The sequence below is a fragment of the Pseudoalteromonas sp. genome, from assembly GCF_036960685.1.
GTDB lineage: Bacteria > Pseudomonadota > Gammaproteobacteria > Enterobacterales > Alteromonadaceae > Pseudoalteromonas.
Genome location: NZ_JBALXK010000006.1, coordinates 1 through 12,463 on the forward strand (window position 1 = coordinate 1; position 12,463 = coordinate 12,463).

General features: G+C 40.3%; 11 protein-coding genes and 1 tRNA gene. 5 read left to right on the forward strand and 7 right to left on the reverse strand.

Annotated features, from left to right (window positions below; genetic code table 11):
- Nucleotides 1-165: 165 nt before the first annotated feature.
- The 5 genes from ruvB to V7783_RS07010 all read right to left on the reverse strand — a co-directional run bounded on the left by ruvB (nt 166) and on the right by V7783_RS07010 (nt 5,667).
- Nucleotides 166-1,173, reverse strand: coding sequence for a Holliday junction branch migration DNA helicase RuvB (gene ruvB, locus V7783_RS06990; RefSeq protein ID WP_335678113.1), 1,008 nt, complete (start codon nt 1,171-1,173; stop codon nt 166-168).
- A 7-nt stretch (nt 1,174-1,180) separates the two neighbouring features.
- Nucleotides 1,181-1,801: a Holliday junction branch migration protein RuvA gene (ruvA, locus tag V7783_RS06995; protein ID WP_335678114.1), complete on the reverse strand. Its 621-nt coding sequence runs from the start codon at nt 1,799-1,801 to the stop codon at nt 1,181-1,183.
- 1 nt (nt 1,802) lies between these two features.
- Nucleotides 1,803-2,327, reverse strand: a complete 525-nt coding sequence (ruvC, locus tag V7783_RS07000; RefSeq protein ID WP_335678115.1) for a crossover junction endodeoxyribonuclease RuvC — start codon at nt 2,325-2,327, stop codon at nt 1,803-1,805.
- 135 nt (nt 2,328-2,462) lie between these two features.
- Nucleotides 2,463-4,964, reverse strand: a complete 2,502-nt coding sequence (locus V7783_RS07005; RefSeq protein ID WP_335678116.1) for an ABC transporter permease — start codon at nt 4,962-4,964, stop codon at nt 2,463-2,465.
- On the reverse strand, nt 4,954-5,667 hold the full coding sequence (locus V7783_RS07010) for an ABC transporter ATP-binding protein (protein WP_192540505.1): 714 nt from the start codon (nt 5,665-5,667) through the stop codon (nt 4,954-4,956). Before V7783_RS07010 ends, V7783_RS07005 begins: the two co-directional genes overlap by 11 nt.
- Here V7783_RS07010 and V7783_RS07015 point away from each other — a divergent pair, their 5' ends adjacent.
- From V7783_RS07015 to V7783_RS07025, 3 genes are all read left to right on the forward strand, one after another.
- The gene (locus V7783_RS07015; protein ID WP_335678117.1) at nt 5,668-6,288 is read left to right on the forward strand and encodes an arylesterase; all 621 of its coding nucleotides are present in this window, start codon (nt 5,668-5,670) and stop codon (nt 6,286-6,288) included.
- Between the two features lie 106 nt (nt 6,289-6,394).
- Nucleotides 6,395-6,471, forward strand: a tRNA-Pro gene (locus V7783_RS07020).
- A 277-nt stretch (nt 6,472-6,748) separates the two neighbouring features.
- The gene (locus tag V7783_RS07025; RefSeq protein ID WP_335678118.1) at nt 6,749-7,222 is read left to right on the forward strand and encodes a hypothetical protein; all 474 of its coding nucleotides are present in this window, start codon (nt 6,749-6,751) and stop codon (nt 7,220-7,222) included.
- A 169-nt stretch (nt 7,223-7,391) separates the two neighbouring features.
- On the opposite strand, the gene V7783_RS07030 is transcribed toward V7783_RS07025, so the two are convergent.
- Both V7783_RS07030 and V7783_RS07035 read right to left on the reverse strand, forming a co-directional pair.
- Nucleotides 7,392-8,789 (reverse strand): heavy metal sensor histidine kinase, encoded by a 1,398-nt coding sequence (locus V7783_RS07030; protein ID WP_335678119.1) that lies wholly within the window; start codon nt 8,787-8,789, stop codon nt 7,392-7,394.
- The gene (locus V7783_RS07035) at nt 8,779-9,465 is read right to left on the reverse strand and encodes a heavy metal response regulator transcription factor (RefSeq protein WP_010388408.1); all 687 of its coding nucleotides are present in this window, start codon (nt 9,463-9,465) and stop codon (nt 8,779-8,781) included. The genes V7783_RS07030 and V7783_RS07035 overlap by 11 nt, the downstream gene beginning before the upstream one ends.
- A gap of 166 nt (nt 9,466-9,631) precedes the next feature.
- Between V7783_RS07035 and V7783_RS07040 the strand changes: the two genes are divergently transcribed.
- Together V7783_RS07040 and V7783_RS07045 are read left to right on the forward strand one after the other, a co-directional pair.
- Nucleotides 9,632-11,455: a copper resistance system multicopper oxidase gene (locus V7783_RS07040; RefSeq protein ID WP_335678120.1), complete on the forward strand. Its 1,824-nt coding sequence runs from the start codon at nt 9,632-9,634 to the stop codon at nt 11,453-11,455.
- Entirely contained in the window at nt 11,452-12,315 is an 864-nt protein-coding gene (locus tag V7783_RS07045; RefSeq protein ID WP_002963237.1) for a copper resistance protein B, read from the forward strand. Before V7783_RS07040 ends, V7783_RS07045 begins: the two co-directional genes overlap by 4 nt.
- Nucleotides 12,316-12,463 lie beyond the last annotated feature (148 nt).

A 12,463-nucleotide genomic window follows, 5' to 3' on the forward strand; every position in this document is an offset into this window, starting at 1 on the left:
CGTGACCAAGGTGATTATTATGCCTTGATCTGATCACTACATATTCTATAAGTTCAATTTATAATGATCTTGCCGTGGGTAGGTAGCCGTTACACAGCTATAAATAGTAATGTTGGCACATTTTTATGAAGGGCTATACCCAAACGCATAGCCACAAAATATAGTTTATTGTTGCTTAGGTAATAAACCAAAGTGATGGTAAGCGTTATCAGAAACAATACGTCCGCGTGGAGTACGCTGTATAAAGCCTTGTTGAATTAAATAAGGCTCAATCACATCTTCAATGGTTTCTTTTTCTTCGCCTATGGCAGCCGCTAGGTTATCTAAGCCCACTGGGCCACCCATGAATTTTTCTATGATGGCAAGCAAGTATTTACGGTCCATGTAATCAAAACCGCTTTTATCGACATCAATCATATTAAGTGCCAGCTCTGCCACTTCGGCATTGACTGTACCGTCTGATTTAACTTGGGTGTAATCACGCACTCGGCGCAATAAGCGATTTGCTATACGTGGAGTACCACGAGAGCGTTTAGCTATTTCAGCAGCGCCATCATCACACATTTGCAAATTTAAATAATGCGCTGAGCGCCCTACTATGGTTGACAGATCAGCAACTGAGTAAAACTCTAAACGCTGCACAATACCAAAGCGGTCTCTAAGTGGTGACGTTAACGAGCCTGCGCGGGTGGTTGCGCCAATCAGCGTAAAGGCCGGCAAATCAAGTTTAATAGAACGTGCCGCTGGGCCTTCACCAATCATTAAATCGAGTTGGTAATCCTCCATAGCCGGATATAAAATTTCTTCTACTTGTGGGCTTAGCCTATGTATTTCGTCAATAAACAGTACATCACCTTCTTCAAGGTTAGTAAGTAGCGCGGCCAAGTCCCCTGCTTTTTCAAGTACCGGGCCTGAAGTGGTTTTAATACTGACATTTAGCTCGTTCGCGACAATATTTGCCAATGTGGTTTTACCTAAGCCTGGTGGGCCAAATATTAATAAATGATCCAGAGCTTCACCACGAGTACGAGCCGCCTCTATAAATATTTCCATCTGCTGTTTAACATGGGGCTGACCGGTATAGTCGGCTAAAAGTTTTGGCCGTATGGCGCGATCAACAACATCTTCATTACTTTGTTCAGTCGCATCAATTAGACGATCCGCTTCAATCATGGTTTACTCACAACATTGATTTTAAAGATTCTTTAATAAGAACCTCTGTAGACATATCAGGTTTAGCCACTGATTTTACTGTTTTTTGTGCTTGCGCTAATTTATAACCTAACGACACCAACGCAGAGACTGCATCATCTGCCGCATTATTGGCGATCAAAGCATCAGTAGCTGCAGGTTCAATAACTGCATTATCACTAAATGGCGTGAATAAGTCATTACCCCAATCTTTTAATCGGTCTTTCATTTCCAGCACTAAGCGCTCTGCGGTTTTTTTACCTACGCCCGGCAGTTTCACTAAGCTTGTGGCATCTTCATTATTAACGCAGCTAACAAATTGTTTAGCCGACATACCTGATAAGATTGCTAACCCGAGTTTAGGCCCTACCCCATTGGCTTTTAATAACTCTCTAAATAATGCTCGCTCAACTTTATTGTTAAAACCAAACAGTAATTGTGCATCTTCTCTAACTACAAAGTGCGTATATACAACGGCCTGCTCACCAATATTAGGCAAATCATAAAAGCAGGTCATTGGCATATTTACTTCATAACCAACCCCACTGACTTCAAGCAGGATTTCTGGTGGTTGTTTTTCGACTAAAATGCCATTTAAGCGACCTATCATGTTATTTCCTTAATCGTCCTCTAACGGTTTTACTGGCACTGCCCGCTAGTTTTATTAAATTTTGATCTGAATGCGCATGGCATATTGCAATTGCGAGTGCATCGGCAGCATCCGCCTGCGGCGTGCCCGGTAATTTTAAAATATTTTTAACCATGTGCTGCACTTGTGTTTTGTCTGCGCCACCATTACCCACTACGGCTTGTTTTATTTGCCGAGCAGAGTATTCAAAAACAGGTAACTCTGCCATCGCAGCACCAACAATCGCAGCGCCACGGGCTTGGCCTAGTTTTAATGCTGAATCTGGGTTGTGTGCCATAAATACTTTTTCAATGGCAAAGTGATCAGGTGAAAATTGCTCAATCAGTTGGCTGATCCCTTGGTAAATCATTTTCAAACGAATAGGAAAATCATGATCGGCCAATTTTATACAGCCACTGCCTAAATAAGTAAACTTAGCACCTTGATGAGCAATCACCCCATAACCCGTTAATCGTGAGCCAGGATCAATCCCTAAAATAATAGCCAATACGAGCCCAATCAGTGTAAATAGTTAATTGCAGTAATAATGCCAGAGCACTGTATAAATTACCAGTGCATTATTGGCATAAAATATTGCCATAAAAAAAGCCCGTAAAAACGGGCTTGTTTGATTGCTTGCCTTTTAAGCTAAAGAGCGCAGCAATCCTTGGGTATTTTTACGCATCGTTCTGGCTATCATAAAGTAGCCCAGTGACGCCACAAACACACCACCCACTAATGGTCCAATAAGCCAAATATGCGGGTGCAACTTACCTGCCAAGTCAAACATCTCACGTTGTACTATTAATAACGCAACATCGCTGACCAACGCAGCCACAAAGCCTGCGGCACTACCGAGTAATAAAAACTCATACAAGGTCGCATTTTTTATTAATCGTCCTTTAGCTCCTAAGGTACGCAGTATAACAATTTCTTGCATCCGCTCGCCCAAGCTTGCTTGCACTTGTGATATCAATACTAAGCCACCGCATAACACCACTATCGCCAGTACAAAACCAATTGCTAAAGATACTTGCGAAATAGTCGAGCGTATTTGTTTTACAAAGCTCTCAACGTCTATGGCATTAATAGTTGGGTAACTGCGTAGTAATTGGCTAAAGTCGCGCTTTTGCTCGTCGTTAATTCGTACCGATGAAATATAAGTCGCCGGAAAGTCAGCTAAAACATCAGGGCTTAAAATAATAAAGAAGTTAGGTTTTAAAGTAGCCCAATTCACTTTACGAACACTGGTAATTTTGGCATCAAACGATTGCGCACCAATTAAAAAGGTCAACGTATCGCCCAGTTTTACATCTAAGCGCTCGAGCATTGACTCTTCCACTGACGCTTCAGCAGTCGCATTATCGCCAAACCACTTGCCATCGATGATCTCATTTTGTGCAGGCGCTTGCTCAAGCCAAGTAAGGTTAAGCTCGCGACCAATACCAGAGCGGGCTTCTTCGTCTTTCTTTTCGTTATCTTGTAATGACACTTCACGGGCAACTAGTTCGCCATTAACTGCGTTGACACGACCACGAACTGTCGGATAAAAATCAGACACTTGAATATTCTTTTGTTCTAAAAACGCATTAACATCGGGTAATTCAGTTTCTGTAATATTCACCAAAAAGGCATTGGGCGCATCACTTGGTAATTGCGATTGCCAATCAGCGATCATATCGTTTTTAAGTACTACTAAAAATAACAACAGTTTGATAGCAAGTGAAAAGCTGATCAACTGCACTGCATTAGCATTAGCCCGTTTTTGAATAGAGGCAATCGCAAGCGACCAACTGCTACCGGGACGCAGTCCTAACTTACGCCCGCCACCAAAGATGATTCGTGATAGCAAAAATAGTATGGCAATTAAAACCAGCGTTGAAACAAATAAAATCGCGGTGATTTTTAAGTTATTACTAAATAGCCACATGAGTAAAAATACCGTCACAGCCGACATGCCTAAATGCACTTTACTCACTAACAGCTTATCGCCCAAATTACGGCGTAATACTCTAAGTGGCGGAATATCAAATAAATCTAATAACGGTTTGATTGAAAACATCACCGCACAAATCACACCGGTGCTGATCGCTACAAACCAAGGCTTTAAACCCGCAGCAGGCAAACTGTTATTCATTGATTTTGCCAAATAGCCAGTGGCAATTTCTTGTAAACCGTAGCCAATGGCTAAGCCAAGGAGCACCGATAAACCACATACTAAAGATAAATGCAGTAAGTAGATTTTGCGGATCATAGCGCGACTGCCGCCTAAGGTTTTCATCATCGCAACAGGATCATATTGGCGCTCGCAATAACGTTTTGCAGACACCGCAATAGCAACTGCCGCTAAAATAATCCCCAATAAACCAGCCAGTAATAAAAAGCTTTCAGCACGGTTTAAACTATTAGCTATCGGCGATTGTCTGTCTTTTACGCCATACCACTGCTGATTTTCTTTCATTTGTGGTTTTAGCCAATCATAAAATTCGCTGATCTCACTTTCATCACCAGCATATAACTGACGGTAAAAAACACGGCTGCCAGGCTGAATTACTTCCGTTTTTTCTACATCTTGGCTATTTAGAAGCACCCGACGACTACTGGAAAAAATATTAAATGGGGCATCCGGCTCTTCAACTAATACCTTCTCGATATTAAATTGTGCAGCGCCAAGCTCAACGGTATCACCCACTTTTACATTTAATGCATAAAATACCGATTCACTAAACCACACATTGCCAACCGATGGCCCCAGTGTGGCAACTTCAATCTCACCAGTTAAACTGCTTTTTACTTTAAGCTCACCTTTTAATGGGTAATGCTCTGAGACCGCTTTAACTGAACTCAATTGCATTTCGTCATTAGCAAACAACATAGTATCAAAGTAAGTGAGTTGTGCAGTTTGTAAGTTATATTCGCCCGCTTTAGTTAAATACTCATCGGGTAACACGTGATTACTTGCAAGTACGCGATCAGCAGCAATAAAAGCACTGCTTTTTTGTGCAATACTTTGCCCTATTCGGTCAGTTACCATTGAAAGCGTTAATACCGTTAATACTGCAAGCGATATTGCCGCACAGATCACCGTAAGTTCACCACGGCGAAATTCACGGCTAAATAATTTTAATGCTAATTTAGCCCACATTCGCAACAGCCTCATTGGTATTTTTAACTAACTGCCCCGCCTCAATTTGCAAAACATGCTGGCATTTCGCAGCCAAGGCTTCGTCATGCGTCACTAGTACTAATGTAGTGCCGTGCAGCTTATTAAGGTCAAATAAAAGTGATTCTATTAACTTACCGTTTTTGCTATCAAGGTTAGCAGATGGCTCATCAGCAAATAAGATTTTTGGCGTGCCAATAAATGCCCGAGCAATCGCCACTCGTTGTTGCTCACCACCAGAGAGCTGCGATGGGTAATGTTCAACGCGATGACTCAACCCCACCTTTTCAAGCAGCTCAAGTGCTTGCTGTTTGGCATTAGACTCACCAGCAAGCTCAGCAGGGAGCATCACATTTTCAAGTGCAGTTAAACTTTGCACCAACATAAAGGATTGAAATACAAAGCCAACCTTTGCAGCTCTCAGTGCTGCACGCGCTTCTTCATCAAGTTCATGCAGTGGCTCACCATCTAAATAAATTGAGCCTTGGGTCGATTGGTCCAACCCTGCTAGTAAACTTAGTAAAGTTGACTTACCAGAACCAGACGTGCCAACCACAGCCACTGAGTCCCCAGACTTGACATTAAAGGTGATGTCGCTGAGGATGGGCAAATCCCCTTCAAGGGTAGTAACCGTTTTTGAAAGACCTTTAACCTGAATGATATTTAATTGAGATAGCGCTGACATATGATGAATTCAATCCTACGTTTTATATTCGTTTTACTATTAGTAATCAAACCACTTAGTGCGGCAGCTGACAACACAATTTTAATTTTAGGAGACAGTTTAAGTGCCGCCTACGGTTTAAAACAAGAGCAAGGCTGGGTTAAATTGTTACAAGATAAATACGATACTGAGCAAGCACCTGTACAACTGATCAACGCCAGTATCAGTGGTGAAACCACCGGCGGCGCACTGCGCCGATTAGATAGCCTGCTCAATGAATTTCAACCTAGCCATGTACTTATTGAGCTTGGGGGTAACGACGGCCTGCGAGGATTCCCTATTAAACGACTGAAAGAAAACCTAGCCAATTTAGTGAGCAAAAGTAAACAAGCTAATGCCAAAGTCGCGATTATGGAAATACACATTCCGCCTAACTACGGGCCACGTTATACCGGGCAATTTACCGCTAGTTTCGCCACCATTGCTGATGAAACCGACAGCCATTTAATGCCGTTTTTTGTGCTTGATATAGCATCAGATAAAAGCCTAATGCAAAACGACAACATACACCCTAACAAAACTGCTCAACCTATACTACGAGATACCATGTATAAATCGATCAATGACTGGATAAATAACTAAAAATCCATATAAAATTTTTTATTTCACTCAGTACGTTTAATAAATGTTCAAATAAACAAAAGCTTATTGATTTTTGAAAAAATATACGTACTATTGCTTGCAACGTCGGTATGTAGCGCAGCTTGGTAGCGCACTGTCATGGGGTGGCAGGGGTCGAGAGTTCGAATCTCTCCATACCGACCATTTAACTCCGTTTATTTTCAATTAGTTATAAATTAAACTATCTTCTTTATCGCACAATTAAATTAGTGTTTTTAAATATATATCGCACATTTATCGCACCATGCTTACCTTAAATTATTTTATACTTTTAAGGTATAAAAGGGGGGGATATATAGGAAGACAGCTAATGGCACCCTTCTAAACCAGCTTTATCATTATTTTAAAGAATAAACACATTTAACTTTTCTCCATGTTTTTTGAATTGTAATTTTAATCTAAAAGTACAATAGAGAATGTTATGCAGATCGATCAAAAAAGAAAAACCACTTCACACTTATTATTTGTGCAATTGTGCTTGGCTCAATACCCTGCCTTTATATTACTGTTTTCAGGCGTAGAAGACCTGGCTAGCATTTTCGAAGGGGTTACACCACAAGACCATCTAATATACTATTTTAGTTTACTAACTCTTTTGCATAGTGTTGTTTGGGCTATTTCTAAATACAGTCTTTCTTTATCCGATTCTAGTAGAGCATTTAAATACAGATTACATACACCTTCATACCAAATTGGTTTTAACCTAGTGGGCTTATATCGCGCTATGGCAGGATCACTTCCCTTTATTGCAGTCCCTATATTAATTTATGATTCAACAAGCGGTAACAGCACTAAAGCTATATTAATGCTTGTGCTTTCTATTGCTAGTTTACTAGTTGCCTACTGGCTAACATATTGGCAGCAAAAGACAGCACCTAGAATTAAAGAGTTTTGATTTATGCTTAAGCGAACAAAAAGCGACAACTAACTTGAAAAACACCGAACATCTGTGAATCGGAAATTAAATAAAATAGACAGCTTTGCATTCACCAGTTGAACTCACAGCACTTAGCTGAACTTCGCCAAAGAGCTACAAGCAAACATTGGGTTATTAAATTTAATAATTAGCTTTTAGCTAAATTTAGAAAAACTTTAAAGCTGGTAGTTTGATTATTTGAACTGACCTCTATATTTCCACCGTTTGCTTGCGCTAGAGCTTTAACTATTGCAAGCCCTAAACCAGCTCCATCGCTGTGTCGTTGGCGCGATTTATCGGGTCGATAAAAGCGGTCAAATAAATAAGGTAAATGCTCAGAAGGTATTCTCTCCCCTGTATTAATCACTGAAATGCATATTTTTTCAGCGGTGGTCATTTCACTGTTTACAGTGATTGATGAGCCTTTTGGGGCGTATCTAATTGCATTGGATAGTAAGTTTGATAATAATTGGCGAAAGTGTAATTTGTCACAATAAAAACAAAGGTTTTGACCTTTTTTATTAAATGCAATCAATGAGTCTTCAGCCAATGCGTCAAAATACTCAAATAACACTTCAATTTCATCATGGCTTTTTAGAGTGTTTTGAACGGGTTTAATTAGCCCATTTTGAGTTTTTGCGAGCCAAAGCATATCACTAACCATTTTAGTTAATCGCTCAAGTTCTTCTAAGTTAGAAAACAATAATTCTTGATACTCTTCCAACTGCCTTTTTTTAGATAATCCAACCTGTGTTTGAGTAATTATATTTGTTAGTGGAGTTCGTAGTTCATGAGCAATATCACTAGAAAAATTTGATAAGCGAATAAATTCACCCTGGAGCCTGTCGAGCATTGAGTTAAACGACTGCACCATATTAACAAGCTCAATAGGCACTTTATTTTCATCGAGCCTTACATCCATTTTATTAGTTTGGATATCGTGTATTTTCTGACTTAAACCTCGTAAAGGGTTTAATCCTTGATGTATAGCAAACCAAGCCACCAATAAAATGAGTACCGCTGAGCCAAACATAATGGCCCAAAGGCTTTGCTGAAATTGATTGAGAAAGTGTAAATGAAAGCTCATGTCTATCGCTGTAGTAATTTTGTATTGCTGTTGCCCAGTACTTAAATTACTCACCAGAGCTCGGTAGGTGTGGGTATCATTTTGCCATGAGGTAATGTTGTTACGGTTAAAGCCAGTTGAAACCTTAGCACTCATTACAAAATCACTAAAATCTCGTTCAGAGCTTTGAAAAATGAGATCTCCTTTTGCGGTATTTACCTGATAGTAAACACCGTGATGACCCGCTACAGCGTTAGATAATTCATTTTTAAATTTCAGGTTTGATTTATAGTGTTGTCTTAAAACTAATTCAATAGATTGATTAATAACATGCAGTTCACTACTATCTTGCTGGAAAAAATGATGTTTTATCGAACTATTTATTAAGGTGGCAACTAAAGTTAAGCACGCAATAACGGTTACAGCCACAAACAACACAACACGCATCGTAAGTGATAAAGGCCGTGACTTAATAGCCATCAGTTTCAACCTCTAATTTATAGCCCATACCGCGAACTGTATGAATTAATTTAATAGTAAAGTCATCATCAACTTTTGCTCTTAGCCTACGAATGGCAACATCAATCACATTGGTGTCGCTATCAAAATTCATATCCCATACTTGAGAAGCAATTAACGAACGTGGCAGTACTTCACCTTCGCGCCGTAACAATAGTTCAAGTAAGCTAAACTCTTTATTACTCAATAAAATACGCTTGCCTGCACGTTGTATTTTTCGCTTTGGAATATCCATTTCTAAATCAGCAACGATCAGTATATCGTCAACTGTTTGTACTGCACCACGGCGAATAAGAGTGCGTACTCTTGCTAAAACTTCAGCAAAAGCAAAAGGCTTTATTAAATAGTCATCAGCACCAAGTTCGAGCCCCTTTACTCTATCGTCTATGCTATCGCGAGCAGATAAAAATAGTACTGGGGTTTTGTTATCTGCTTCACGTAGCGACTGTAAAATTTTCCAACCGGATACGTCAGGTAACATGACATCAAGTATTATTACATCAAATAATTCGGTCATTGCTAGGTGATGACCGTCAAGACCATTGCGCGCCAAAGAAACCTGAAAACCAGCTTCACTTAGTCCCTGTTTTAAATAATCTCCCGTTTTTGCTTCATCTTCAACAACTAATAAGCGCATACAATTCCTTCATTAAAGTCCTAACAACTACCTCTGCAAATATTATGCAGTATCTGTCACTACAGCAACATGACACCAAGATTACAACTTTGTAATGTTCGCGTCATGTTGAAGACAGGTCTATTTTCTATACTCAATACATATTCTGCTATGAAGGAGTAAGGAAATGGGGTTTAAAAAGTCATCACAACAGGTTAGCACACCACGAAGACGATTTGTTCAAGGCTTAATTGCAGGAGGTGTACTTGCTGCTTTTCCGAGTGTATTACATGCTGCATCATCTTTAGTAGCAGGAACAATAACAGGCACTGTGCCCGAACTTAGCGGCGAAGTAATTGATCTGGTTATAGATGAATCGCCGGTTAACTTTACTGGCGTAGTACGTATGGCGACAACTATCAATGGATCTATACCCGCTCCTACCTTGCGCCTCAAAGAAGGCGATGACGTTACTATTAGAGTAACAAATAAGTTATCAGTACCGAGTTCAATTCATTGGCATGGCATTATTTTACCGTATCAAATGGATGGCGTACCTGGTATCAGTTTTAAAGGCATTATGCCTGGCGAAACCTTTGTTTATAAATTTAAATTACAACAAAGCGGTACATATTGGTATCACTCACATAGTGGCTTTCAAGAAATGACTGGCATGTACGGTGCATTAATTATTGAACCGCGAGAAAAAGATATTATTAGTGCAGATAACGAGCATGTTATTCAATTATCTGATTGGACTGATGATGACCCAATGGCGCTGTTCCGTAAATTAAAAGTACAGAGTGATGTATTTAACTTCAATCAACCCACTGTCCCAGAGTTTTTCGATGACGTTTCAAGCAGCAGTATTTCAAATGCTCTACAGCGCCGAAAAATGTGGAATCAGATGCGAATGAATCCTACAGATTTAGCTGATTTATCTGCATCAGCAATGACTTTTTTAATGAACGGTAGTACTCCAATGGCAAACTGGCGTGGATTATTTAAAGTCGGTGAAAAGCTTAGGTTAAGGTTTATTAATGGCTCTAGTAATAGCTTTTTTGACGTGCGTATCCCCGAGTTAAAACTAACGGTTGTACAAGCAGATGGGCAAAACGTTGAACCAGTGACAGTTGATGAATTTAGATTCGGCCCTGGTGAAACCTACGACGTAATTGTTGAGCCTAAAAATGATGCCTATACGATTTTTGCTCAAAGTATGGATCGCTCTGGTTACGCAAAAGGAACTTTATCAAGCTCGCCTAATATTGATGCGCCAGTACCTGCACTTGACCCTGTTGAATGGTTAACGATGACCGATATGATGGGCAATATGACCCACGGCGGTGAGCACTCTGCAATGGCTGGTATGGCAGGCATGTCAGGTATGAACTCTAAAGAAATGGATCATAGCGCTATGGGCCACGGTGCAATGGCGATGGATCATAGCAAACATGGTATGTCTGAAAACCCATTAGCGGTTGCCAGCTCTAAAGTGCGTCATGCAAAAACGGAGTATGGAGCTTCAGTTGATATGCGCGTTGATATGCCTAGAACAAATCTTGATGATCCTGGTATTGGTTTACGTAAAAATGGTCGTCGTGTTTTAACACTTGCAGATTTACACTCACTTGAAGGGATCACTAACCAGCAAGAGCCAGAAGCTGAAATTGAGCTGCATTTAACCGGAAACATGGAGCGTTATAGCTGGTCATTTGATGGCTTAGAATTTGGTAAAAGCACGCCAGTGCATATGAAGCATAACCAACGTTTAAGAGTTATTTTACAAAACGATACCATGATGACGCACCCTATGCATTTGCATGGTATGTGGAGTGATTTAGAAAACGAGCAAGGTGATGTGCAAGTGCGACGTCATACGATACCTGTTCAACCCGCACAAAGAATCAGCTTTTTAACCACCCCTCACGATGTAGGTCGCTGGGCTTGGCATTGCCATTTATTATTCCATATGGATGCCGGTATGTTTAGAGAGGTAGTCGTATCATGAAACAATTAAAACTATCTAAATCATTAGGTTTATTAATGTTAACAGGGGCTTCATTAATTAGTTTCCCTTTATTAGCGCAAAGTGAAATGGCACAAATGAATAGCGCTAAGATGCAACCACAAGGAGGAAGTGCACCTAAAGATGCAAGAGACCCCCATGCTTACTCTGCGGGAACAACTTTAACAGAAGGCCCATATGCGCTTGAGGGCAATGAGCGATTAACACTCGCTGATGAGCATCCATTTTACGCATTACTAGGCGATCGTCTTGAATATAACGAGCAAGCAAACGCAGGTGTATTTGACTTACAAGCATGGTACGGCACTACCTTTGATCGATTGGTAATTAAAACCGAGGGTGATTTCAGCGAAGGAAGTATTGAAGAAAACCAAACCGATATTTTATGGGGTCACGCCGTATCAGCATATTGGGATACTCAAGCAGGTGTTCGTCTTGATTACAATAAAGAAGGTGAAAATCGGCAATGGTTGGCTTTTGGCTTACAAGGTTTAGCCCCTTATTGGTTTGAACTTGATATGACAGCATACGTAGGTGAGCGAGGCAATACCGCATTTACGTTAGAGGCAGAGTACGAACTATTACTCACGCAAAAGCTAATTATACAACCGCGAGCCGAAATTACACTTTATGGCAAAAACGATAAACAAAACGAACTTGGAAGTGGCCTATCAAGCAGCGCGATTGGCTTTAGGGTTCGTTATGAATTTACACGCCAGTTTGCGCCCTATATTGGCGTTGAATGGAGCAATAAATTTGGCAATACCGCCGACTATGCCACATCAAGTGGACAAAGTAGCAACAACACCGCATTTGTTACGGGTATTAAATTTTGGTTTTAATCATTTTAAATAAGAGGTAATTATGAAGTTTTTTAATTCTGCAGTAGCTATTTTAGGTTTAGTACTTACATTTTCCGCATCAGCGCATATATCACTCAAGCAATCAACACCTGCGCAAGAAGCCATGTTAATGAAAAGCCCAGAGCAA